This window comes from Pseudomonas sp. PDM26, assembly GCF_019219185.1.
Classification (GTDB): domain Bacteria; phylum Pseudomonadota; class Gammaproteobacteria; order Pseudomonadales; family Pseudomonadaceae; genus Aquipseudomonas.
The window spans coordinates 39,347-63,537 of the sequence record NZ_JAHUWC010000018.1 but is presented as its reverse complement, the minus strand read 5'-3'; the positions used below and the strand labels follow the sequence as shown (position 1 = coordinate 63,537).

Below are 24,191 nucleotides of genomic sequence, written 5' to 3'. Positions count from 1 at the left end.
ACGTACCGATTGCCGAATTCGCCCTGCCAGAATATTTCCTGCTCGGTCAGTTCACGCATCACACATTTCCCACCCGCCGCAATGGCTGGATTATTTCGATCAGCTGCCGCATCTGCTCGACCACATAGTCCTGTTCTTCATCACTGAGCAACGGGTACAACGGCAGGCTGATGGCTTCGGCGTAGTAACGCTCGGCCTGCGGAAAATCACCTTCGGCGAACCCGAGATCACGATAGTAAGGCTGCAAATGTACGGGAATGTAGTGCAGGTTCACCCCGACCCCGGCGGCCCGCAAGCCCTCGAACACCTCACGATGCGTGAGATTGATCTGATCGAGTTGCAGGCGCACCACATACAGATGCCATGACGACTCGGCCTCAGGCTGCGCACTGGGCAGGGTCAGCGGCAGATACGCCAGCAAGCGCTCATACCGCGCCGCCAGTTCACGCCGACGCTCGATGAACTCATCGAGTTTGTTCAACTGCGACAAACCGAGGGCCGCCTGCAGGTCGGTAATGCGGTAGTTGAAACCCAGCTCCACCTGCTGGTAGTACCAGGGGCCGTGGCTGGGTCCGGTCATTTGCTGCGGATCCCGGGTCATGCCGTGGCTGCGCAAGCGTTGCAAACGCTCGGCGAATTCCGGGCTATTGGTCATCACCATACCGCCCTCGGCACTGGTGATGATCTTCACCGGATGAAAGCTGAACACGGTCATCGCAGCAAACTCGCCACACCCCACCGGGCGCCCGGCATAGGACGCACCGGCGGCATGGGCCGCGTCTTCGATCACCGTTATGCCATAGCGCCTGGCCAGTGCGGCAATCCTGCGCATGTCGCAGCTCTGCCCCGAGAACGCCACGGCCACCAGGACTTTCGGCAACCGGCCTTCACGCTCGGCCCGCTCCAGCTTGATGGCCAGCGCAGCGGCATCGAGGTTCCAGGTCAGCGGGTCGATATCGACAAAATCCACCTCGGCACCGCAGTAGCGACCACAGTTTGCCGAGGCGAGAAAGGTGTTCGGTGTCGTCCACAGCCAATCGCCCGGGCCAAGCCCCGCCGCCAGGCAAGCGATGTGCAGGGCCGCCGTGGCATTGCACACCGCCACGGCAAAACCGGCCTCGCAGCGTTCGGCCATCGCGCGCTCGAAGCGCTCGATGGTCGGCCCCTGGGTCAGCCAGTCAGACTGCAATACGCCGACCACGGCATCGATGTCCGCCTGATCGAGGCTTTGCCGAGCGTAAGGAATCATGCTGGCAACCAGACACGCACCAGCGCGCCCCGGATGATCTGACGCCCGAACGAACCGCTCCGGCCTGCGATGAAAATCGAATTACCGTTGAACATGCCTTGAATCCCTTATACCTTTTCGCCGGGCCTAGCCGAGCATCTGTGCCCAGTTCACCGAAGCACTTTCGCCAAGGGCAAAACCTTTGCCGCTCAAGGCCAGATTGGCGTTATAGGCCTGGTCCTGGGCAAAGGCTGACGCCCACTTGTCACGCAGCGCATCGAGGGCCTGCGGCACCTGTGGTACTTCCCCCGAATGAATGACCTGTACCAGCGGCGTCCACACGGTGAGGTAACCGGCCTGTCCGGCCCGCAGGCACAGGTCGACGTCGCTCAAGCCGTCGGCGAAGGTCACGCTATCGAGACCGTCCAGCTCGTCGAACAACGCTTTACGCACCATCAGGCACACCTTCGACACCGCCGAGTAGTTCTGCTCCAGCGCCAACCGGTGCAAGTAACCTTCGGCGTCGTGTTTTTCCCCGACAAAGGCTGAGCCCACATCACCGTTCATGCCGAGAATCAGGCCGGCCTGGGTGACCTTGCCGTCGCGGTCGACCAATTTGGGACCGACCACGCCGACTTCCGGACGCTGGGCGTGATTGAGCAGCGACTCAAGCCAGTTCGGGTTGACCACTTCACTGTCGGCGGCCAACAGCACCAGGTACTCACCCTGCGCCTGCTGGCTGGCCGCGTTGTACAACGCCACCTCGCTCAGGGTCTGGTCGGCACGCAGCACGCTGACTTTCGGATGCTGGTAAGTACCGAGCCAGTCATTGACCTCGGCCGACTGATTCGGGTTGAGTGCGATCAGCACTTCGTACTGGATGTAGCGGGTACGCAGCAACACAGCTTGCAGGCACTGTTGCAGCGCCGCCAGGTCGTCCCCGGCCGGCAATATGATCGACACCAGCGGGCGCTCGGTGTGGCGGTAATCAACCTGCCAGGTGCCCGGTACTGCCGACGTGATCTTGGCCTTGTAGCCACGATTGCCCAAGTGGCGCAGCAACGCCAGGCGCTCATCGGCGTTTTCTTCCAGTACCGGTGCCCGACTGATCAGCAAGGGTTCGTCCAGGTGGGCCAGCCCGTTGAGGCCGCCGTGCTCGATGATGCGCAGCAGCAGGTCGAATTCCAGGGCCTTGCTGAAGTCAGGCTGGTAGCCGCCGACTTCAAGGAACACTTCCCGCCGGATCAGCCAGTGACGCGCCATCAGGGCCGGCAGGCTTTGCAGCAAATCAAGATTGAAGCCAGGGCGGAACACGTCCACCAGAGCGCCTTCTGCAGTGCGCTGGATTTCGTCGGTGGCGACGGCGCGGCACTCCGCGGCAGACAGCAGTTCCAGGCTGGCGCGCAACAGGCCACCGGCGGTGAACTCATCGCCGGCCTCGGCCAGCAGCAACCAATCGCAGGTCGACTGACGCGCGCTCTGGTTCAGTTTGTCGACGTAGTTGCTTTGGGTCACCCGGACAAAGTGCAGGGTGTTCTGTGCCGTGGTCGCCGCCGGTGCTTCACCGGTGGTGAAGACCACGATCTTGAACGCCTTGCTGTGACCTTCGAGCAGGCTGTCGAGGCTGACCTGCAGCTTGTCGATATCGTTATCCAGGTCCAGCAGGAAAATCCCGAACTGTGGGCCACCGCCGTTGGCCGCCAAGTGCTGGACGATCAACTCGGTCTCATGGGCATCGGGCTGACGGGGTGCAAGCCACTTGAGCAATCGACCGGAGAGCATCTTGTCGAACGTCGCACCATTGCCCTCGACCGACACGGCCTCAAGACGTGCAGCCCAATCGCGCAGGGTCTGCGCCTCTTCGTCTTCGCCCAGCAGTTCCAGCTGAGCCACCAGATGCTTGACCACCGCGCGATTGAACACGTTGCTGTCGTGGGCCTGCCACAAACGGTCGACCACACTTTCCGGCGTGTCATTGTTATGCGCCAGCATCAAGCTCTGCTGACGGGTCCAGATACCCTCCAGGCCAGCCAATTGAACGCGACCGGCCGGCATGGCATGCAACAGGAATTCGAACTGGCTCAGCTGATCGAAAAACGGCTGATTGTAGAACGGCATTTCGACGTATTGCTTGGGGCCGAAACGACGCTCCGGGCCTTTCTCGACGCTCGTCCAGGCGGACTCGAAAATAAGCTCGGTGGTCAGTGCGCGACCGGTGCGCAAGCTATCGGCCAGGGCTTCAAAGCTTTGCAGCGCGAACTGCTGGCCTTGCTCCGGGTCTTCGTTTTGAACTTGAGTCGGCAGCCCGAAGAGGAACGCGGCAAAGGCCTCGCGTTCGGCGACCGACTTGGCATCGGCATGGGCCAGGGTGTGGAAGATCTCGGTGTTGTGGTCCGAATACCCGTAGTTCATTTCACGCACGACATACGGGATCGGCAGAATCCGCGCCTTGCCCCGCGCCAGCATGTAGTACGTGTGACCGATTTCCTGCCATTGGAAGGACGTATCCTGAGGCATTACCTGATACCAGTCACGTACCAGGTCGGTGCGCTGTACGGCATAGAAAGGCGGCAGGTACTGGTGCATGTAATCGAGCACACGCTCCTCGGCGTGTTCGGACGAATAGTCTTCGCAGACCTTCTTGTCACGCCGGAAGTAGCTGACACTGTTGGGTTGCGACAGGTACATCATGCTGTAGCCGTGGCACAGGCCGTAGTCGGGATTGACCTCCATGAACGCCACGGCTGCGCGCAGGGCGTCATGCACATGGAAGTCATCGTCGGCGGCGAACACCATGAACGGAGTGGTCACTTGCTCCACGCCAAAGGCCAGCTTGGCGCGAACGCCCCAGTAGCCAAACTGCGGGACATGCTGGTAATCCACATTTTCATACTGACCTGCCAGGCTTGGCTGGCCTTCGGCCGAAGAGTCCAGCACCAGAATCCTGCAAGGCAAGCCACTGTAGAAACGTGCCGCCCGGCGCAAAAATGCCGGCCGCTCGTGAGACATCAGCACCACGGTCAACTGTTCGTTGAGTGCCAACCCGTGTCCAGAATTGTTCTTGCCTTGCATACCTTTCCCCACAACGGCGTATCGCCGAAAAAACCCAACGATGTCTTGTCGATTACCGCACGCGACGCAAATAGCCATCCGGCGCGACGGTGATCAGCAGCTTGCTGTGAATGGCCGGGTCGATTTCAAAATCGCGGTTTTCTTCCAGGTAGGCCCATACCGCGGTTTTCGGGTTGTCGCCCTTGCCCCACGGGCGGTCCGGGAAGGCGTCTTCGGGCATGTCTTCCACCACGGTATCCATCACCACGCAGTAGCTGCCCACCGAGGTCATCGGCGCATAGGCCCGCAGTTCTTCCAGCACGTGCTCGTGGGTGTGGTTGGAGTCCAGGACCACCAGCACTTTCTTGCCTTCGATACGCTGGCGAACCTGCTCGACGATCACCGGATCGATACTCGAACCCTGGATCATCCGGATCCGCTTGCTCATCGGGTGCGCTTCGATTGCCTCACGGTTGTGCTGGCGGATATCGATGTCGACACCCAGCACTTCGCCGTGGCCGATCAGCTCCAGCATCGAGGCGTAAAACACCAGCGAGCCGCCGTGGGCGATACCGGTCTCGACGATGATGTCCGGCCGCAGCGCCCAGATGATCTCCTGCATGGCGACCATGTCCTGGGGGAACTGAATGATCGGGCGGCCCATCCAGCTGAAGTTGTAGGTGTACTTATGTCTGGCGGTCGTGCCAACCCAATCCAGCGACGTGGCTTGCAAGGCTTTGTCCTGTTGCAGGCCTTCGATGTTCTCTTTTACTTCTTCACGAAACTGCTCATGAGGATTCATTACAGACTCTCCGGAAATTAGTCGCGGTGGTTACTTGAAAACCCGACCGTCTTGAAAGGAAGCTGGATTGGTCTTGATGGTCCTGGCGGGGCTGCCCACCACAACCGCATAGTCTGGAACGTCTCTGGTCACCACGGCACCCGCACCGATGGTGACCCAACGACCGATGCGCAATCGCGGCAGGATCGTGGCGTTGGTGCCGATAAAGGTGCCGTCACCGATCTCGACACAACCGGCGATACAGACACCCGGCGCCATGAAAACCGAATGGCCGACCTGCCCTTCATGCCCGACGACGCTGCCGGCGCTGATACTGGTGTTGTCACCCAGGCTGACTTGCGCCTGCATGATCACGCCCTCTTGCAGATAGGTGCCGACGCCCATGGTGATCATCGTCAGATCGATGCCCGGGTGGATGAAGTTGCCCAGGGTGCCGCCGGCCTCGACGATCTCGCAGGTGGTCCGGTAACGCAGCGCCGTGCTGCCAGTGATCAAATTGACAAAGCGTGTGTCGGGGCCTTTCAGCTCGGCCACCTTGTCGGTGCCACCCACCACCGGCACGCCATGAAACAGCGTGCCTTGTTTCGCCGGATCGTTATCGAGAAAGGCGAATTGCACGTCCGGCTGGCTGCGTTGCAGGGTGAGGATCATCCGTACCGCTTCAGGATTGGCCGCCCCCAGCAGGTAAACCTTCATAGCCGGGTCCTTTTGAGTACCAGCGCGCGCAGCACCTCGATGACCCGGTGCTGATCGTCATCGGTCATGTCGTGGTAACTCGGCAGATTGATCGCGCGCTCCGGCAGCGCATGCGCCACGGGTGAGTCGGCCGTCAGTTCGCTGAACATCGGCAAGGACGACAGCGGCCAGAAGAACACCCGGGCGTCGATATCGGCGGTCTGGAAGGCGGCGATCAACATGTCCCGCGTGATCCCCAGCTCGCGATCAAAGACCACGGTAGGCATCCAGTAACCGTTGCGCGCGTGTTCGGGCTCAGGATTCATGGACAAGCCTGGCAACGACGCCAGCGCCTCGGCGTAGTGGGCGAAAATCGCGCGCTTGCGTTCGATCAACTCGTCGATCCGCTCAACCTGTGCGCAACCGACGGCGGCTTGCAGGTTGCTCATCTTGTATTTGAAACCGAGGAAATCCGGCCAGAACTGTTTGCTGCTGCCGGCCACCCGGCCATGGTTGGACAGGGTCAGTACGCGGTCATACAGGGCCTTGTCCGACGTCACGAAGATGCCGCCTTCGCCCGTGGTCATGGTCTTGGTGCCATGAAAGGAAAACGCGCCGAACGCGCCCAACGAACCGGCGGCCTGACCGCGCCATTGCGAGCCGATCGCCTCGGCGGCGTCTTCGATGACCGGCAGGCCAAACTCGCGACCGATGGCCAGCAACGCATCCATGTCGCAGAGATTGCCGTAGAGGTGCACCGCCAGAATCGCTTTGGTTCGTGGGGTGATAGCCTGGCGAACCTGCTGTGGGTCGAGGCACCAGCTGTCGGCCAGCACGTCGACGAACACCGGCGTCGCGCCCAGATAGGTGATGGGCGCGGCCGAGGCGATCCAGTTGGTATCGGCCAGGATCACCTCATCGCCGGCACCAATGCCCAGCGCCGCCATGCCCATGTGCAGCGCACCGGTACAACTGGACGTGGCAATCGCGTACCTCGCACCCACGTGCTCGGCAAAGGACTTTTCGAAGCGTGTCAGGTACTCGTAGCAGCGCGCTCCCCAACCATGGCGGACAGCATCGAGTACATAGTCAGCTTCAAGCTCACCGACACTGGGTTTGGTGTAATGAATTCGGCTCATCGAATGATCAACTCGGGAATGGCAATGACAAAACGACCGTCCCATGCACGAATGCCGGCAAAGGCCTGGGTGATCTCATCCAGCAGGTTCCACGGCAGTACCAGCACGTAGTCCGGCTTCTCGATGTCGATCCGCGCCGGCGACACGATCGGAATGCGGCTGCCGGGCAGGTACTTGCCTTGCTTGTGCGGGTTGGCATCGGCCACCCAGGCCAGCAGGTCCGGCTTGACCCCGGCGTAGTTGAGCAAGGTGTTGCCCTTGGCGGCGGCGCCGTAGCCGACCACGCGTTTGCCATCGGCCCTGGCCTGCAACAGGAAGCGCAGCAGGTCATGCTTGATGCGCTCGGCGGCGGGCGCCAGGGTCGCGTAGAACCCGGGGGTTTTCACCCCGGCGGCGAGTTCGGCCTGCAGCTGTTGCCGGACCGCCGGTTGCACGTCGCGACGCTCGCCGTCCAGCCGCTGCACGAACACCCGCAACGAACCGCCATGGGTCGAGAGCTGGCTGACGTCGAACACTTGCAGGCCATTGCGCTCGCACAAAGTCTGTACAGCGGTCAGCGACAGGTAGGAATAATGCTCGTGGTACAGCGTGTCGAACTGCTGGCCGGCCATCAGGGTCAGCAGCTGCGGGAACTCGAAAGTCGCCACGCCGGTCGGTTTGAGCAGGGTCGCGAAACCACCGAGGAAATCGTTGATGTCCGGCACATGCGCCAGCACGTTGTTGGCGGCCATCAGGTCAGCGCCCCAGCCTTCGCTTTTCAGCTGCGCGGCGGTGTCGCGACCGAAAAACACTTCACGAATCTCCAGACCCTTTTCCCGTGCCGCTTGCGCGGTGCTGCGGGTCGGCTCGACGCCCAGGCAAGGGATGCCGCGCCCGGCCACGTACTGCAACAGGTAGCCATCGTTGGCCGCCACTTCCACCACGCGGCTGTCGGCACTCAGGCCGAAGCGCTCGACCATCTCGGCCACATAACGCTCGGCATGGGCCAGCCAGGTGCTGGAGAACGAACTGAAATAGGCGTACTCGGCATCGAACAGGCTGTCGGCGCTGGTGTAATCCTCGGTTTGCACCAGCCAGCATTGCTGGCACACGGCAACCTTCAGCGGCACCCATTGTTCAGCCTGCTCCAGCTGGTCGCCACGCACGTAGGCGTTGGACGGCGGCGAGGTGCCCAGGTCGATCAGCGGCAGGGTCAGCGCAGTGGCGCAACCACGGCAGTTCATAGACGCACTCCGGCGAAATGTTCATCGAGCGCTGGATGACTGGCATCGCGCACCGACAGATTATTGACAGGCAGCGGCCAGGCAATCGCCAGCCGTGGATCGAGCACCGACAAACCACCTTCGTGTTCCGGCGTGTAGTCGTTGCTGTGCAGGTAAAGCAGCTCGGCGTCGGCGCTCAGGGTCTGGAAGCCGTGGGCGAAGCCGGCCGGAATCAACAGGCTGCGGCCATCGCCGGCACGCAGGTGTTCGGCGTGCCAGTGCAGGAAGGTCTCGGAGTCGGGACGCAAATCCACCGCGACATCCCAGACTTCACCGCGCAGGCAGGTGATCAATTTGGCTTCCGGCGCACGGGCATTCTGGTAATGCAGACCACGCACACTGCCGCGTTCGCGGGTGCAGGAATGATTGATCTGGCGGATATGAAACGCCTGTCCAAACGCACTGAGGCTGCCCTCGCAAAACAATCGGGAAAAGTGCCCGCGCTCGTCTTCGAAGCGTTTGTGCTGCACGCAGAACAAACCGTTCAGCGGCAATGTCTTCAGCAGAAATTCACTCACAGCGCGCCTCGGTACAGGTTCAATTGCGCCAGGCTGATGGCACGCATGTCCTCTCCGTTCTGCCATGCCAGATGCCAATCCAGGGTCTGGGTCAGGCACTGCTGCAACGACCAGCGCGGTTGCCAGCCGAGCAGTTGACGGGCGCGGCTGCTGTCCAGGCGCAGCAGGCCGGCCTCATGCAAATCGCTCGGTTCGATGCGCAGCCCGCGTGCTTGTGGCCAGCGGCTGGCGAGCAGTTCAACCACTTCACCAACGCTGCACATGTCCGCTTCGCCGGGACCGAAATTCCACGCCCCGGCGAATTGCGGGCCTTGCTCATACAGACCGCCAGCTAGCTGCAGATAGCCGGCCAGCGGTTCCAGCGCGTGCTGCCATGGGCGTACCGCCTGCGGATAGCGCAAGGTCACCGGTTCATCCGCCGACCACGCCCGCAGCACGTCGGGAATCAACCGCTCCGGGGCAAAATCGCCACCACCGAGTACGTTGCCGGCACGGGCCGTGGCCAATGCCAGACCATGCTCGGCATGCTTTTCAGGCGCAAAGAATGAGGCGGCATAGGATTGCGCCAACAACTCGCAGCACGCCTTGCTGCTGCTGTAGGGATCGTGACCGCCCAACGCTTCGTTTTCGCGGTACGGCCACAGCCATTCCTGGTTGGCGTAGACCTTGTCGGTGGTCACCAGCACGCAGGCACGCACGCCGCCGACCTGACGGATCGCTTCGAGCAGGTTGAAGGTGCCCATGACGTTGCTGGAGTACGTGCCCAACGGGTCGCGATAACCTTCGCGCACCAACGGCTGTGCCGCCAGGTGCAGGACAATTTCCGGCCGGGTCTCGGCGATCAACTCCAGCAAAGCGCCCAGGTCACGCAAGTCGCCACGCTGATCGTTGATGCCTTCATGCACCCGCGCCAGTTCGAACAGACTCGGCTCGGTGGACGGGTCGAGGGAAAACCCGCTGACTTCGGCACCCAGGTTTTGCAGCCACAACGTCAGCCAACTGCCCTTGAAACCGGTGTGGCCGGTGACCAGCACCCGCTTCCCGCGCCAGAATTGCGGGCTCAGTCCCATTGCTTCCATGGGGCCTCCCCGCTCTGCCACAACGCCTCGAGGTGGTTCTTGTCACGCAGGGTGTCCATCGGTTGCCAGAAACCGTCGTGCTGGAACGCCATGAGCTCGCCGCGCTCGGCCAGGCCATCCAGCGGACCGGACTCCCACGAGGTGTCGTCGCCGTCGATCAACGGCAGCACCTTGGGCGACAGGACAAAGAACCCGCCATTGATCCAGCCACCATCACCGCGAGGCTTTTCAGTGAAACCCAGGACCTTGTCGCCATCGCGATTGAGCGCGCCGTAGCGGCCGGGTGGCTGTACCGCGGTGACGGTCGCCAGTTTTCCGTGCTGGAGATGGAAATCCACCAACGCGCCAATGTTGAGGTCCGACACGCCGTCGCCGTAGGTAAAGCAGAACGCCTGTTCGTCTTCGAGATAGCGTCGGGCGCGGCGCAAACGGCCACCGGTCATGGTCTCTTCGCCGGTGTCGATCAGCGTGACGCGCCATGGCTCACTGTAGTTCTGGTGAACATCCATGCGGTTGTTGCACATGTCGAACGTGACGTCGGAGGTGTGCAGAAAGTAGTTGGCGAAAAAGTCCTTGATCGCATAGCCCTTGTAGCCAAGGCAGATCACGAAATCGTGGATCCCGTGAGCGGAGTACTGTTTCATGATGTGCCAGAGAATTGGCTTGCCGCCGACCTCGATCATTGGCTTGGGCTTGAGGTGCGACTCTTCGCTGATCCGCGTACCCAGGCCACCCGCCAAAATAACTGCCTTCATCCCTTCCCCTCTTGTTCGTCACAGGGCTCAGCCAAGCTGTATCAAGCTTTTGCGGGCCATCCGGGTTAAACCTGCCGCCGTTCAGGGCACGACCGGGCTCACCGGAAGTGCTCGTTTTATGGCGATATGAGGGGGACTTGCAGGAAACGCGCCAGCTCTTTCAATCCGTTGCCGGGCGATGCGTAGCGGGCATCTTCAACGCTGATTGCAAAATCTGGCGGCAAAAAAAGGCAGGCGACTCAACGTCGCCTGCCTGGTCGGGAAGGATGCGCGAACGATCAGTCCGCCAGCCAGCCGTTTTCCCAGTAGCGCAGGTTGTCGCCGCGCAGCACGTAGTCACGCAGCACGATCTCGCGCAACTCATCGCCCATGCGATAGCTGGCGTCCGGATCGGCCAGGTGCATGCGGATCGCTTGCAGCCATTCATCCGTGGAGTTGGTCTTGATCCGGGTGCACGGCAGGTAGCCGCGATAGGCTTGGGTTTCGGTGCAGATCACCGGGTAACCGCAAGCGCCATACTCCAGCAGGCGCAGGTTGCTCTTGCAGTCGTTGAAGATGTGGAACTCCAACGGCGCCAATGCCAGATCCAGGTTCAGGCTGGCCAGTTTGGCCGGGTACACATCCAGCCCGATCACCCCGTGAAACTCATGCATGTACGGGCGCAAATCGTCCGGGCACATACCGAAGAACACCCAGTCGACTTCATTGGCCAGTTCGCGAACCACATCGGCGATCACCGCCAGGTCACCGTGGTGGCTGGTGCCGCCGCCCCAACCGACCCGGGGCTTTTTCGAAGTTCTGCGCTGGCTGCGCAGATCGGTCCACAAGTGCGACGCCAACATGTTGGGCACCACGCGAATGTCGTGATGCATGTCCGACAGCGCATTACCCAGCGGCTCGGTGGAGACCACCACGCGATCGCACATGCCGATGGCGCGCCGCACCAGTTTTTCCATTTCATCCTTGCCCGGCATATTGCGGATATGCGCATTGCGGTGCGGAACGTTGATCACGAAGTCATCGAGCTCATAGATACGGCGCGCGCTGGAGTATTTTTGCAGGCTTGGGATTTCGTTGATCGGACCTTCGGAATAGCGCCCCTGCAGGATGATCACGTCAGGCGAATGACGCTCGACTTCGATGATGGTCGGCAGGTTGTAATGAATCCGCCCGTGCGCCCTGCCGGCGGCCTCCAGTTCGATCAGCGGCTGAGTGACCCGGTAGTGGCCGATGGCAGATGCGTTGACCGGCAACGCGAGAACCTTCGGTAGTTGCGCCCTGGAAAACGGACTCCAACCGGATCGCAGGCCGGGCTCGAGACTGAAGCTCGCCCCACCCAAACCCTGCAGCGCCAGGTTGGCGTTGTAGGCCGGATCACGGGCCACGATCGACAGCCAGCGTTTATAGAAAACTTCCTGCTCCTGCTCGCTCCGGGCCTGGTCACCCTCTTGCGCAACCACCGCTGGCTGCGCGCCCAAGGCCAGTTGCGCGTGAGGCGTCCAGACGACCAGATAACCTTCCTGGCCGACGCGCAAACACAGGTCCACTTCGTTGAGGGACTGCGCCAGGCCCTGCTCATCCAGGCCACCGACTGCATCAAAGACAGACTTGCGCACCATCAGGCAATCGCCGCCGACGGCACTGAAATTGTGAGCGACCTGCAAGCGGTACATGTAGCCCGCTGCGTGCAGCGTCTCACCATGGAATGGCACGCCGGCCGGCCCTTGCAATCCGAGTATCAGGCCGGCATGCAGCACGCGGCCATCGGGGTTGAACAGCTTGGCGCCTACCACGCCGACTTCCGGACGTTGTGCATGATTGAGCAGCTCACCCAGCCATTCGCCCTGGGTGATCACCGTGTAGGGGTTGAGCATCAGGACGTAGTCGCCAGCGGCCTGCTGCGCGGCGAAATTGCGCACCGCCGCCGCATTACCCTGCAACTCGCAGCGCAGCACCCGGATCCGCTCACTGCCCAATTGCGCCATGCCGGTGAACCAGTCGAGCGCCTCGGCGCTCTCGCTGCCGTTGTCCACCAACAGCAACTCGTATTCGCCGTAGGCCGTTTTCTCCAGCAGACTCTCGACGCAACGTTGCAATGCCAGGGTCTGGTCCTTGCTGACGATCACGATCGACACCAGCGGCCGGTCAGCATGCCGATAGTCGACTCGATTGAGCAGCGCCGAGCTGCCCTCACGAATGTCGTGAGCGACACCCAGGCGCTGCAAGTGCGCCTCGAGCAACCGCGGATTGGTGTCCATCACTTGCGGCAGCGACAGCCATTTGGCCAGGTCGAACGCCGACTCCAGCAGTACCTCCGAAATGTGCCCGACCACGTGCGTACCAGCACTCTCGACCATTCGCCACATCACATCGTGAGGCGCCAGTTCTCCGTACACCGAATCGAACCCACCCAGCGCCAGGAATTGCTCGCGCTCGAACGCCAGCGCTCGCCCCACGTAGGGATAGCTGCGCATCAGGTCCAGATTGAAGTCTGGCTTGAATGCAGGTTCGGCCGACTCACCCTGATGCAAGCCACCTTCGTCGCTGTACAGGCAAGTCAGCGTGCGCGACAACGCAATCCGCTCAGCCATGACCAGCAAGGCCGGCGCCACCAGGCGATCACCGGCGCGCAGCAGATAGAACCAGCCAATGCCTTCCAGTTGCGGCAACAGGGCGTTGATCTGCTGCTGCCAGTCGTCCTGCAACGGCAAGCGGAACACTCGCTCATCCAGCACCGCTTCTGTGCACGATGCCGACAGCACCAGTGTCAGTTCAGGGGCGTAATCCTGATCCGCCAGCGATTGCAGAGTGAGCTCCAGCGCCGAACGGCTGCCTTGCTCGTCGATGATGACCGGAACGATTTTCGGTCGGGTTGGCCAAGCCTCCAATGTATCCGCCAGCAACTCGCGCTGACCGTCGGTGAGCGTGCGGCACGCCAGCCACTGGGCATACAGTTGCGCAAAACTGACACTGGCGATGCCGACATGCCAGTCCTGGGTGGTCTGCTTGGTGCCCAGGGTCCTGCTCAGCGGCAACTCTTCCCAAACCCGCGGTGACTCGTCCACTTTCGTCAGTGGCACATAGCGCACCCAACCCTGGGCCGGCGCAGATTCGCCGCCACGCGCCTTGAGCATCTGCGACAGCCATTGCCGCTCGGTTTCGGCCGCGTCTTTCATCGACTGCTGGCTGCTCAGACGCTCGGGGTACAGGCGCTCGACGCCGAGCACATGATTGGACACCGCCAGATTGCCGCGCCGCATCAGGCAGACGTACAAGGCAAAATCGAGGGTCGCGACGAAGCAATGGCCGGGCTGCGTCAGTGCCGGGAACAGCTCGAGCACGTCAGCCCGCCGGAACATCGCGTTGCTGAAGCCGCCGAGGATGTTGACCGGGAAGTTTTCGAAGATCGCCAGCAGGTCCTCGCCCTTGAACACTCCGCCCACCGGGGACAGCGGAGTGTTTTCCAGGCGCGACGGCAGCGGCATGTCGTCGGCATCCCACAGCAGGCGCTGGGCCACGACCAGATTGACGTCAGCGCAGTCGATCAGCGCCTGGGCCTGACGCTCGATGCAGGCCGAGAACAACTGGTCGTCATCACACAGAAACTTGATGTACTCGCCTTGCGCCACTTCCAGGCAGGCTTGCAGGTTACCCACCAGCCCCAGGGTGCGCGGGTTACGCACATAGCGCACGGTCGCGCCCTGCTCGACCACCGAAGCCACGAAGTCTTCGATCTCGTGACCGCGACTGTCATCGCAAACGATGATCTCCAGGTTGCCATAGCTCTGGTTCACAGCCGTGTGCAAGGCACGACCGAAAAAGCTTGGATTGAAGGCGGGAATGACCAGGCTGACAAGCGGGAGTGAATTCACGGCGGGCTCACAGGCGGCGCGAGCCCGCCCTGAAAAGCGAGCCCTTTGTTACCGCAAAAAAGACGATAAGTACTGAAGGGGCAAGGCCATCGGGCGCCTGCGCGCCCGACCACCGTCAGATCTTGTTGAACAGGCCCAGCTGGGAAATCTTGCTGAACGCCAGCTGCGCAGCCTGCAACATGGTCTGCTGCAAGGTCAGGCGAGTCATGACTTCGGCCGGGTCCGAATCGCGAATCGACTTCTGGCTGGTGCTGTTCGCCAGGGTCAGGCTTTCGTTGGTCGCGGCCTGGTTATCCAGCGCCTGACCGCGAGCACCGATCGTGGTGATGGCCGAGCCGATCTGGTTGGCCGCACTGTCAATGTTGCCCATTCCCGACTCCATGGTGCCCAGAAACTTCTGTTTGGCCACCGGGTCGCCATCGACTGGCGTGTTCAGCGCGGTGATCATCTGGCCGAGAGTGTCGAGCACGTTCTGGGTTTGATGGTTATTGGACTCAATCACGAACTGGTCGCCGGACGCCGGGGCGCCACCGCCCAGGGCAAAGGTCACGCCCGCTGCGGTGGCGTTGCCGCCCGATACGGTGCCCGACGACACCGGTTTGCTGTCGGCGGTGATCGGCGCGGCATACAGGTCGAAATTGCTGGCGCTGGTGAACTTGAGGATCGCCCCGCCCGACGGGAAGGCGTTGGTGTAATCCGTCGGGTTGCTCACGCTGGAACCGGTGATGACCGCGGTCGACGCGTTACCGGCGCTGCGCGAGGTGTTGAAGGTGTCCGACGTGGAAGACAGGTTGAAGCTGTGACCGGCGATCACCGCATCCGGGTTGGTATCACCGGTTTTGAGGTTGATGTTCAGCTTCAGGTCAATGCCACGGAAACTGACCGTCTGGTTGGCGCCATTGGAGTTACTGATCAGGCCGTTCTGACTGGCTTCGGCGGTCACGTCGTTGCCCAGCGAGTCGGTGATCTTCAACTGGGTGCTGCTGAGGAAACTGACGGTGTAGGGCTGGCCGCCCGTGAAGCTCGCGTTGTAGGTGGAGCTGGTGCCGACCGTACCGTTGGACAACACCACGCGACCGTCATCCACCGCCGGAGCGGTCATGGTGGTCTGGGTGCGACTGGTGTTGATGGTCTGCTGGAACGCATTCCAGCCAGTGGTGTTGGTCCCGACCGTCATGCCATCGCCAATACCGAGGTCAATGGTGGTCTGGTCACCGTTGTAGCTGTAGGTGCCGTCCGAGTTCTGCGAGTAAGGCGCGGTGTCGGTTTTCGAACCGGAGAACACATAGTTGCCGTTGGCATCCCTGGCGTTCATCAGGCCCAGCACTTGTTGCTGGATCTGGCCCAACTCCGACGCGTAGGCCTTGCGGTCCGCATCGGTGGCAATGCCGTTGCTGGCGGCGAGGGCCAGTTCCTTGGCGCGCTGCAAAGCGGTACCGATGGAGTCGAGCGTCGTTTCCTGCAGGCTCAACGCATTCTTGGTGGTGCCGATGTTGGTGCCGTACTGTTCAAGCATCGCGCTCTGCTGACCCAGCTCCAGCAAACGACCGGCACCGATCGGATCATCGGCGGCGGTGTTGATGCGGGTCTGGCTGCTGACTTCGTTGCTGGTCGCGATGGCCTTGTTGAAGTTGCGCTGGTAGTTCGCAGCGGTGATTTCGTAATACTGGGCGGTGGAAATGCGCATGAATTACGACTCCTTAAAGGCTGTTGATCAGCGTGGTGAAAATTTCCTGCGCAGCCTTGATGATCTGCGAAGACGCGGTGTAGTACTGCTGGTACTTGACCAGGTTGCCGGTTTCTTCGTCCAGGTCGACCCCGGAGTTCGAATCCCGCGCCCCTTTGGCATTGGCCAGGATCGCCGTGGTGGCGTCGCTGTCGGACTTGCCTTGGGCAGCCTTGGCGCCGACGTTGGTCACCAGCTTGTTGTAGGCATCGGTCAGGCTGATACCCTTGCTCGCCGTGCCGGTGTCTACGGTCTGCCTGGTTTGCAGGCCGACCAGCGCCTGGGCGTTGCGGTTGTCCAAGGACGCCGCGCCGGTCAGGTTGATGGTGAAGCTTTCGCCGCTGGCGGGCGTGGCGCCGACCGTGGTCTGTACGGTAAACGTCTTCTGCACGGCCGGCGTGATACTGGTGTCCATGACCGGCGCACCGCTGGCATCGACCATGCCCACTTTCAGGTTCAGGGTGTTGCTCTGGCCGGGAACGATGGTGCCGGCACTGATCGAATTGCCCTTGGCATCGACCATGTTGTAGCTCTGGCTACCGCCGCTGGCCGCCCCGAACACCAGCTTGACCGGCGTCGAGTACTTGAGCGCGGCCTGCATTTCTGCCTGGGCCGCCGGGTTGTAGATATCGAGGGTGCTGGTCAGCGTCGGCTGGGTATAGGTGCCGGTGTTGTTGGCACTGGTCATGCCGGTCAAGGGTGCTGCGGCCGCGATTTTTTTCGGGTCGGTGAGCACGGTCTGGATACTCGCCGCCGCGCCACGGGTCGGTGTCACCTTGAACGAATCGCCGGCGCTCAGCGCACCGCCGTTGAGGTTCAGGCTGAAGCCGTCGATCACCGGGGCCGGGGTCGTCGTGGTGCTGAACGCGCCCAGGTCGGTACCGTCCGAGCGCTTGACGGTGTAGTTGGTGGCGCTGGTGAACGTCACCTGATAGTCGCTGGTGGTCAGCTTGCCGGTGTCCTTGATGGTGACATCCAGGTTGCCGGAGCCGGCACTGTTGCCCGCCGCCGCAATGCTGCGCTGGCTGACCAGGGCGGCACTGTTGATGTTGTTGAAGATCGCCGCGCCGAAATCACCGTTCTTGTCGATGCCTTGCGCCTGCTGGCTGTTGATCTGGTCTGCCACCACCAGCGCCACGCGTCCCAGCTCATTGAGCGAAGGGTCGAGCACTTCCTTGCGGTAAGTCAGCAGGCCACCGATCTCACCGCCGCTGACCACCGAGGTCACGTCGATGGTGCTGGAGCCACGGTTGAGCTGCAGCGCCATGCGCGATGGATCGCCCTGGCTCGGCACGGTTTGCAGTGTATTGGTGGTGTTGCCGACCACCAGTGGCTGACCGCTGCCGATGTAGACGTCGTAGCTGTTGCCGCGCTCGACCACCTGGGTACCGACCAGTTCGGACAGTTGGCGCACGGCTTCGTTGCGCGAGTCCAGCAGGTCGTTTGGCTGGTTGGTGCCGGTGGACAGCTCGGAAATCTTCTGGTTGAGCGTGGCAATCGTGGTGGACAGCTTGTTCACCTGATCCGCCATGTCGCCCAGGCTGCCGTTCAGGTTGGTGTTCTGATCGTTCAATTGCTTGGCAATCGAATTGAAGCGAGCGGACAAGGCCTGGGCACCGGTCAGCACCGACTGGCGGGACGTGTCGTCGGTGGCCGAGGTCGAAACGCCTTGCATTGAGGTGAAGAATTTTTGCAGCACACCGGTCAGCCCGGTGTTGGAATCGGAAAGCGTGGCGTCCAGCGGCGTGGCCTGTGCGTTGTACGACGTAGCTTCGCTGTCGAGCGAGGTCGCGGTGCGCAGTTGCGAATCGAGATAGGAGTTGTACACGCGGCGCACATCGGCCAGCGTCGTGCCGGTGCCGATGAACACGTTGCCATACTGAATCGAGCCTTTGGTGCTCTGCACAGACTGCTGGCGCGAGTACCCGGCGGTGTCGACGTTGGCAATGTTGTTGCCGGTCGTCACCAACGAGTTATGGCCAGCACTGAGCCCCGACATCCCGATATTGAGCAAACTCATGATTCAGACCTTATACCTTGTGCCTTATAAAGGCGTGGTGGAAACGCCCGCCGCAGCGTAGTTCTGGTAACTCGTCATCTGCTTGGCTATCTGCGAAATCTTGCTTGCGTAGTCCGGGTCGGTTGCGTAACCGGCCTTCTGCAACTCGCGTACAAACTGTTCTGGGTTATCGGCCGACTTCACGACATCTTGATAGCGATTATTGGTCTGCAGCAAAGTCACAAGGTCATGGAAACTGTCCTTGTAGGAATCGTAGGAGCGGAACTCGGCCGTCTCCTTGACCATCTGCCCGTTTCTGAATTCGCTGGTGATCGCCCGCGCCGAATTGCCCTGCCAGCTGTTGCCGGCCTTGATGCCGAACAGGTTGTGGCTGCTGCTGCCATCCTGCTGGCGCATGACCGACTTGCCCCAACCGGTTTCGAGGGCCGCCTGGGCCACCAGATAACGTGGATCGACACCGATCCGGGCCGCCGCTTCCTTGGCCATCGGCAACATGGTGTTGACGAACTGGTCGGCGGAACTGAAGGCTTTCTTCGGTGGCGCCAGAGGAATCTGCGCCATGGCGCGACCGTAAATCTGCATGCCGCCCGCGGAGGATTGCTGTGCGTTCGCCAGCCAGTCGCCGTTGTACAACGGCCCCGAACCCGTGTTCGTCGCGCGTTCAGGTAATGGTCTCTGGTTGATCGTTGTGGCCGTGGTCGTCACCGAAGGCACCAGCCCGGCCAACAGACGATCTGCCAGCTTCGGCGGCAATGCCAGGCGTCGCTGATTGATCAGCGCCATGTCATTGCGATGACCACCCTCACCCACCTCTTGCGGAGTTTGGATTGAACGCGAAGCCCATAACGGACGCTGGCCGTTGACCCGCGACAACGGCCCGTTGATTGCGACCGTGCCTGCCGCCACCGGCGTTTGCACGGCCGCCTTGGCAGCCTCTTGCTTGGCCAGCGACGCTGCCGCCGCCTCGCCCGGCGCCATCGGTTTGTTCTTCGACATCTGGCGCAACAGCACGTCTGCCAGACCAATGCCGCCACCCTCGCGGGACATGGAAACCGCCAGTTGCTGGTCGTACATTTCCTGGTACTGCTTGGCCGCCGGCGTGTTCATCGGATTGTCCTGCCCCAGCGCTTCGGTGGCCGAGCGCATCGACTTGAGCATTTCCCCAAGGAACAGCGATTCGAACTCCTGCGCCACCTTGCGCATATTGCCGTCGCTGTTCTTGTCGCCGACCTTGAGCTGATTCAGACGATTGAGGTCCGAATAGGAGCCCGAATCGCTGCGGCTGACCAGACCGCTCTTGCGCATATCCACGATGGCCGTCCTCAGATCACGATCAGGTCGGCTTGCAGGGCGCCGGCCTGCTTCAACGCTTCGAGGATGGCCATCAAGTCACCCGGTGCCGCGCCGACCTGGTTCACCGCCCGTACGATCTCGTCGAGGGTGGTGCCCGGGCCGAACTTGAACATCGGCTTGGCTTCCTGCTGGGCGTTGACCTTCGAACGCGGTACCACTGCCGTTGTGCCATTGGACAGAGGACCGGGCTGGCTGACGATCGGGTCTTCGGTAATGGTCACGGTGAGGCTGCCGTGTGTGACAGCAGCCGGGGAAACCTTGACATTCTGGCCGATCACGATGGTGCCGGTACGGGAGTTGATGATGACTTTCGCCACCGCCTGACCCGGATCGATTTCGAGATTTTCCAGGATCGACAGATAGTCGACGCGCTGGCTCGGATCGAGCGGCGCGGTGACGCGAATCGAACCGCCGTCGATGGCCTGGGCCACGCCAGGGCCGAGCATGTCGTTGATCTTGTCGACGACGCGTTTGGCCGTGGTGAAGTCGGAACGGTTGAGGTTCAGCGTCAGGCTGTTGCCCTGATTGAAACCGCTCGGTACTGCACGCTCCACCGACGCACCGCCGGGGATGCGACCGGCCGACGGAACGTTGACGGTGATCTTCGAGCCGTCTCGCCCTTCCGCATCGAAACCACCGACCACCAGGTTGCCCTGGGCCACCGCATAGACGTTGCCGTCGATACCCTTGAGCGGTGTCAGCAGCAAGGTGCCGCCGCGCAAACTCTTGGAGTTGCCGATGGACGAAACAGTAATGTCAACCTGCTGACCCGGCTTGGCGAACGCCGGCAAATCGGCACTGATCGATACCGCCGCGACGTTCTTCAACTGCACGTTGCCCGACCCCGGCGGCACCTTGATGCCGAACTGCGAGAGCATGTTGTTGAAGGTCTGCAGGGTGAACGGGGTTTGCGTCGTCTGGTCGCCGGTGCCGTTAAGCCCGACCACCAGGCCGTAGCCGATCAATTGGTTGGAACGCACGCCGGAAATGCTGGCGATGTCCTTCAGGCGCTCGGCTTGCGCGTTGAACGCAGCGGACAGCATCAAGGCGGCAACCATGAGGTGTTTAAGATTCAAACTGACCACCTAGAAAGGGAACAGCGGGCTGAGGAAGAAACGGTCGAACCAGCCTGGCTGACTCGCATCGGCAAACGAACCGGTGCCCGAGTAGGTGATGCGCGCATCGGCGACACGGGTCGACGACACGGTGTTGTCGGTAGAGATGTCATCGGCGCGCACCAGACCGGCAATCCGCACCAGCTCATCGCCGGTGTTGAGGGTCATCCACTTCTCGCCGCGCACCGCGATGATGCCGTTGGGCAATACATCGGCGACGGTGACCGTGATCGAACCGGTCAGGGTGTTACCCTGCGCCGCCTTGCTATCGCCCTTGGTCGCGCGGTCGCCTTCATAGCTGGCGTCAAGACTCAGGTCACCACTGCCAAACGGATTGTTGGTGTTGGGGGTGGAGCCGAACAGCGAGGTCAGGCCGATGCTGGCCTTGCTGTTCTTGCCAATTTGTGAGTTGGCGTTTTTGCTGGCCTGGGTCCTTTCGTTCAGGGTGATGGTGATGATGTCACCGATCCGGAACGCCTTGCGGTCGCTGTAGAGGTTCTGTTCGAAACCGGCCTGATAGATCGAGCCGTTGTTCGCCGCCGCCGGCAAGGGCGTGCGCGGCAACACCGGAGCGTAATAAGGGTCATTGGGCTTGGGCGTCGCAGGCACGCAACCTGCGAGCGCGGTGATCCCACTCAGTGCCAGAACAGATACATAGCGATGCATGACCCTACCTCACGGTGTTGCAGGCAGCCTCATGGCCGCACATAGACTTGATTACAGATTCTGCGTTACGAACGAGAGCATCTGGTCGGCGGTGGAGATCACCTTGGAGTTCATCTCGTAGGCACGCTGGGTGGTGATCATGTTGACCATCTCCTCAACGGTGCTGACGTTGGATGTTTCCAGGGTGTTCTGCAGCGTGGTACCGAAACCGGCCAGGCCCGGCGTGCCGACTTGCGGCGCGCCACTGGCGGCGGTTTCCAGGAACAGGTTGTTGCCCACTGCCTGCAGGCCGGCCGGGTTGATGAAATCGGCGGTTTGCAGGTTGCCGATCACCTGGGCAGCCGGGTTGCCGGCAATGGTGATGGACACGGTGCCGTCGCGACCGACCGTGAAGGTTTGTGCGTCGTTTGGAATGACAATCGCCGGCTCCAGGGCAAAGCCGCTGGCGTTGACGATCTGGCCGTTGGAGTCCAGGTGGAAGGTACCGTCACGGGTGTAGGACGTGGTGCCGTCCGGTTGCAGGATCTGGAAGAAACCACGACCGTCGATGGCCATGTCCAGTGGCTGTTCGGTGGTTTGCAGGCTGCCGGCGGTGAAGTTTTTCTGGGTGCCGACGATGCGCACACCGGTACCCAGTTGCAGACCCGACGGCAGTTCGCTGTCCTGGGTCGACTGGGCGCCTGGCTGGCGCTTGATCTGGTAGAGCAGGTCCTGGAACTCGGCGCGGTCACGTTTGAAACCCGTGGTCGACACGTTGGCCAGGTTGTTGGAAATGGTGGTCAGGTTGGTGTCCTGGGCGGACAGGCCTGTCTTGGCAACCCATAGAGCCGGAAGCATTCGATTCTCCTCGTGCGCCTGTTTTACGGCGCGACGTTCTGGTAATTAGCTGATCTGCAAGACCCGAGCCATGGCCTGGTCATCGTCTTTGGCGGTGTTCATCATCTTGATGTGCAGCTCGAACTGCTTGGACAAAGCCAGTACCGAGGTCATCTCTTCCACGGCATTGACGTTGCTCGACTCGAGGAACCCGGACACCAGCTTGACGCCGGCATCGGCCTGCGCCGGCTTGCCGTCCTTGGTGTGGATCGAACCATCCAGGCCTTTGGTCATGTTCTTGAGGTCCGGATTGACCAGCTTGATGCGGTCTACTTCAGCCATCACCCGGGGACCTTCGCCCATCGCACGGATGCTGATGGTGCCGTCCTCGCCGACTTCGATCTGCTGCTCCGGCGGCACGGCAATCGGCCCGCCATTGCCCATGACCGGCATGCCGTTGCCGGCGCGCAGCACACCCAGGGCGTCAACGTTCAGGCTGCCGGTGCGCACGTAGCTTTCAGCGCCATCGGGAGTCTGTACGGCAATCCAGCCGCTGCCTTGCACGGCAACGTCGAGGTCGCGGCCGGTTTCCACCAGCGAGCCAGGGGAGAAATCGGTGGCCGGCCGTTCGGTCATCGCAAACGCACGCGCCGGAAAGCTGTCACCGAACACCGGCATCGAACGGGCCTGTTCCAGGTCTTTCTGGAAGCCGTTGGTAGAGATGTTCGCGAGGTTGTTGGCATGAGCCTTTTGCGCCAGTGCATTCTGGCTGGCGCCGGTCATTGCCACATAAAGGTACTTGTCCACACTCTTTCCTCTGCCTGCCGGACGTTTGCCGTCCACTGCTGTGTTGCGCAGGCTGTAGCAATTTGCAGACCAACTTGCGCGCAGTGGCTCCAACCCCCTTGAAACCGGGGGTTGGAGGCTGATCAGAAGGGAAACGAACAATGGATCGCAGACGAAAAACCGGCGCGGTTATGCCGCTTGGCGGCAACACCGTGAAAAGTCGGCTACCAGCCTTTCACACCGCTCATGTCGGGCAATTTGTGGGCAATGCCTTTATGGCAGTCGATACAGGTTGCCTGTCCGCTGGCCAATGAGGTGGAGTGCATGTTGGCGGCGCGTTTGCCCTGACGTGTGAAGTCCATGAATTCGAAGTTGTGGCAGTTGCGACACTCCCGGGAGTCGTTGGCCTTGAGCCGTGCCCACTCGTGCTCGGCCAGCTCCCGGCGCATGCCCAGAAACTTGTCCCGGGTACTGATAGTGCCGAACAACGTGCCCCAGACCTCCTTGGAGGCCTGCATCTTGCGGGCGATCTTGTGCGTCCACTCGTGGGGGACGTGACAGTCCGGGCACGTGGCGCGCACGCCGGAGCGATTGGTGTAGTGAATGGTTTCCTGCAACTCGACAAAAACGTTGTCGCGCATTTCATGGCAGGACGTGCAGAACTTCTCGGTGTTGGTCGCTTCCAGCGCGGTGTTGAACCCACCCCAGAAAATCACTCCGGCGACAAACCCGCCCAGGGTCAGGAAGCCCAGGCTGTAATGCACGCTGGGCCGACGCAGCACCCCCCAATAATCCTTGAGCAAGGCAAGCAAAAATTTCATGGCCTCTCCTCAAGGTTTCGGCTGGCGGTTGATTTCGTCTTGCAACACTTGATCGATGTTTTTGAAGCTGTTGTTCACCAGTGGTTTCACATCTTTTTGCGGCACATGACACTGGTTACAGAAGTAGCGGCGCGGCGACACCGCCGCCAATGCCTGGCCGTCGCGGTCCATGTAGTGCGTGATACTGATCATCGGCGCCTGGGTGCGCGCGCTGTTGCCGCGACTGTGGCAGGTCAGACACTTGTTGCTGTTCATGTCGATGCCATACCCGCGAATGCTGTGGGGAATGGTCGGCGGTTGCTCGGGATAATTACGTTCACGCTTGAGGTCCTTGTTCTCGTCTTCCGCGATGGGTGGAGCGGGCAGCTCCTGAGTCAAGGTCCCGCCGCCCCGTCGACCATCTGGTGCCGGCGCATCCAGTGGGTAACCGGGTTCTGCCGCAAATGCCACGGGCAGCCACACCAGCAGAGCGGCAAGCAGGGACAGCGAACGATAGTTCATGAAAGC

General features: G+C 61.5%; 19 protein-coding genes. All 19 read right to left on the bottom strand.

Annotated elements, in window-relative coordinates:
• Positions 1-58: 58 nt before the first annotated feature.
• Positions 59-1,249 carry a UDP-4-amino-4,6-dideoxy-N-acetyl-beta-L-altrosamine transaminase gene (gene pseC, locus KW849_RS27920; RefSeq protein WP_218432655.1) on the bottom strand — a complete coding sequence of 397 codons (1,191 nt, stop codon included), beginning with the start codon at positions 1,247-1,249 and terminating at the stop codon, positions 59-61.
• A gap of 126 nt (positions 1,250-1,375) precedes the next feature.
• Complete coding sequence (locus tag KW849_RS27915) at positions 1,376-4,300, bottom strand: TIGR00180 family glycosyltransferase (protein ID WP_218432653.1); 2,925 nt, start codon at positions 4,298-4,300, stop codon at positions 1,376-1,378.
• Between the two features lie 52 nt (positions 4,301-4,352).
• Positions 4,353-5,081: a cephalosporin hydroxylase family protein gene (locus KW849_RS27910; protein ID WP_218432646.1), complete on the bottom strand. Its 729-nt coding sequence runs from the start codon at positions 5,079-5,081 to the stop codon at positions 4,353-4,355.
• Between the two features lie 30 nt (positions 5,082-5,111).
• Positions 5,112-5,777 (bottom strand): acetyltransferase, encoded by a 666-nt coding sequence (locus KW849_RS27905; RefSeq protein WP_150724443.1) that lies wholly within the window; start codon positions 5,775-5,777, stop codon positions 5,112-5,114.
• Positions 5,774-6,895, bottom strand: coding sequence for a DegT/DnrJ/EryC1/StrS aminotransferase family protein (locus KW849_RS27900; protein ID WP_218432644.1), 1,122 nt, complete (start codon positions 6,893-6,895; stop codon positions 5,774-5,776). The genes KW849_RS27905 and KW849_RS27900 overlap by 4 nt, the downstream gene beginning before the upstream one ends.
• The gene (locus tag KW849_RS27895; protein ID WP_218432642.1) at positions 6,892-8,118 is read right to left on the bottom strand and encodes a class I SAM-dependent methyltransferase; all 1,227 of its coding nucleotides are present in this window, start codon (positions 8,116-8,118) and stop codon (positions 6,892-6,894) included. Before KW849_RS27895 ends, KW849_RS27900 begins: the two co-directional genes overlap by 4 nt.
• Complete coding sequence (locus KW849_RS27890) at positions 8,115-8,675, bottom strand: dTDP-4-dehydrorhamnose 3,5-epimerase (protein ID WP_218432641.1); 561 nt, start codon at positions 8,673-8,675, stop codon at positions 8,115-8,117. The genes KW849_RS27895 and KW849_RS27890 overlap by 4 nt, the downstream gene beginning before the upstream one ends.
• On the bottom strand, positions 8,672-9,754 hold the full coding sequence (rfbG, locus tag KW849_RS27885) for a CDP-glucose 4,6-dehydratase (protein ID WP_218432639.1): 1,083 nt from the start codon (positions 9,752-9,754) through the stop codon (positions 8,672-8,674). Before rfbG ends, KW849_RS27890 begins: the two co-directional genes overlap by 4 nt.
• The gene (rfbF, locus tag KW849_RS27880; protein ID WP_108218616.1) at positions 9,736-10,509 is read right to left on the bottom strand and encodes a glucose-1-phosphate cytidylyltransferase; all 774 of its coding nucleotides are present in this window, start codon (positions 10,507-10,509) and stop codon (positions 9,736-9,738) included. Before rfbF ends, rfbG begins: the two co-directional genes overlap by 19 nt.
• Positions 10,510-10,787: 278 nt before the next feature.
• Positions 10,788-14,381, bottom strand: coding sequence for a glycosyltransferase (locus KW849_RS27875; RefSeq protein ID WP_218432637.1), 3,594 nt, complete (start codon positions 14,379-14,381; stop codon positions 10,788-10,790).
• 115 nt (positions 14,382-14,496) lie between these two features.
• Positions 14,497-16,068: a flagellar hook-associated protein 3 gene (locus KW849_RS27870; RefSeq protein ID WP_218432635.1), complete on the bottom strand. Its 1,572-nt coding sequence runs from the start codon at positions 16,066-16,068 to the stop codon at positions 14,497-14,499.
• A 13-nt stretch (positions 16,069-16,081) separates the two neighbouring features.
• On the bottom strand, positions 16,082-18,127 hold the full coding sequence (gene flgK, locus KW849_RS27865) for a flagellar hook-associated protein FlgK (protein ID WP_218432634.1): 2,046 nt from the start codon (positions 18,125-18,127) through the stop codon (positions 16,082-16,084).
• A 24-nt stretch (positions 18,128-18,151) separates the two neighbouring features.
• Positions 18,152-19,438 (bottom strand): flagellar assembly peptidoglycan hydrolase FlgJ, encoded by a 1,287-nt coding sequence (gene flgJ, locus KW849_RS27860; protein WP_218432633.1) that lies wholly within the window; start codon positions 19,436-19,438, stop codon positions 18,152-18,154.
• A gap of 11 nt (positions 19,439-19,449) precedes the next feature.
• Positions 19,450-20,538, bottom strand: coding sequence for a flagellar basal body P-ring protein FlgI (locus KW849_RS27855; RefSeq protein ID WP_218432802.1), 1,089 nt, complete (start codon positions 20,536-20,538; stop codon positions 19,450-19,452).
• A 27-nt stretch (positions 20,539-20,565) separates the two neighbouring features.
• On the bottom strand, positions 20,566-21,261 hold the full coding sequence (gene flgH, locus KW849_RS27850) for a flagellar basal body L-ring protein FlgH (protein WP_108218610.1): 696 nt from the start codon (positions 21,259-21,261) through the stop codon (positions 20,566-20,568).
• 51 nt (positions 21,262-21,312) lie between these two features.
• The gene (gene flgG, locus KW849_RS27845; RefSeq protein WP_150724431.1) at positions 21,313-22,098 is read right to left on the bottom strand and encodes a flagellar basal-body rod protein FlgG; all 786 of its coding nucleotides are present in this window, start codon (positions 22,096-22,098) and stop codon (positions 21,313-21,315) included.
• A 45-nt stretch (positions 22,099-22,143) separates the two neighbouring features.
• On the bottom strand, positions 22,144-22,884 hold the full coding sequence (locus KW849_RS27840; RefSeq protein ID WP_059181392.1) for a flagellar basal body rod protein FlgF: 741 nt from the start codon (positions 22,882-22,884) through the stop codon (positions 22,144-22,146).
• Between the two features lie 203 nt (positions 22,885-23,087).
• On the bottom strand, positions 23,088-23,684 hold the full coding sequence (locus KW849_RS27835) for a cytochrome c3 family protein (RefSeq protein WP_218432632.1): 597 nt from the start codon (positions 23,682-23,684) through the stop codon (positions 23,088-23,090).
• A gap of 9 nt (positions 23,685-23,693) precedes the next feature.
• Positions 23,694-24,185: a nitrate reductase cytochrome c-type subunit gene (locus KW849_RS27830; RefSeq protein ID WP_218432631.1), complete on the bottom strand. Its 492-nt coding sequence runs from the start codon at positions 24,183-24,185 to the stop codon at positions 23,694-23,696.
• Positions 24,186-24,191: the final 6 nt, after the last annotated feature.

What these genes read in the sequence shown, in the direction of transcription:
- flgH (WP_108218610.1), bottom strand. Translation starts at nt 21,261, where the DNA reads ATGCATCGCTATGTATCTGTTCTGGCACTGAGTGGGATCACCGCGCTC.
- rfbF (WP_108218616.1), bottom strand. Translation starts at nt 10,509, where the DNA reads ATGAAGGCAGTTATTTTGGCGGGTGGCCTGGGTACGCGGATCAGCGAA.
- KW849_RS27830 (WP_218432631.1), bottom strand. Translation starts at nt 24,185, where the DNA reads ATGAACTATCGTTCGCTGTCCCTGCTTGCCGCTCTGCTGGTGTGGCTG.
- KW849_RS27855 (WP_218432802.1), bottom strand. Translation starts at nt 20,538, where the DNA reads ATGGTTGCCGCCTTGATGCTGTCCGCTGCGTTCAACGCGCAAGCCGAG.
- flgG (WP_150724431.1), bottom strand. Translation starts at nt 22,098, where the DNA reads ATGCTTCCGGCTCTATGGGTTGCCAAGACAGGCCTGTCCGCCCAGGAC.
- KW849_RS27905 (WP_150724443.1), bottom strand. Translation starts at nt 5,777, where the DNA reads ATGAAGGTTTACCTGCTGGGGGCGGCCAATCCTGAAGCGGTACGGATG.
- KW849_RS27900 (WP_218432644.1), bottom strand. Translation starts at nt 6,895, where the DNA reads ATGAGCCGAATTCATTACACCAAACCCAGTGTCGGTGAGCTTGAAGCT.
- KW849_RS27895 (WP_218432642.1), bottom strand. Translation starts at nt 8,118, where the DNA reads ATGAACTGCCGTGGTTGCGCCACTGCGCTGACCCTGCCGCTGATCGAC.
- KW849_RS27915 (WP_218432653.1), bottom strand. Translation starts at nt 4,300, where the DNA reads ATGCAAGGCAAGAACAATTCTGGACACGGGTTGGCACTCAACGAACAG.
- KW849_RS27835 (WP_218432632.1), bottom strand. Translation starts at nt 23,684, where the DNA reads ATGAAATTTTTGCTTGCCTTGCTCAAGGATTATTGGGGGGTGCTGCGT.
- pseC (WP_218432655.1), bottom strand. Translation starts at nt 1,249, where the DNA reads ATGATTCCTTACGCTCGGCAAAGCCTCGATCAGGCGGACATCGATGCC.
- KW849_RS27910 (WP_218432646.1), bottom strand. Translation starts at nt 5,081, where the DNA reads ATGAATCCTCATGAGCAGTTTCGTGAAGAAGTAAAAGAGAACATCGAA.
- flgK (WP_218432634.1), bottom strand. Translation starts at nt 18,127, where the DNA reads ATGAGTTTGCTCAATATCGGGATGTCGGGGCTCAGTGCTGGCCATAAC.
- KW849_RS27870 (WP_218432635.1), bottom strand. Translation starts at nt 16,068, where the DNA reads ATGCGCATTTCCACCGCCCAGTATTACGAAATCACCGCTGCGAACTAC.
- rfbG (WP_218432639.1), bottom strand. Translation starts at nt 9,754, where the DNA reads ATGGAAGCAATGGGACTGAGCCCGCAATTCTGGCGCGGGAAGCGGGTG.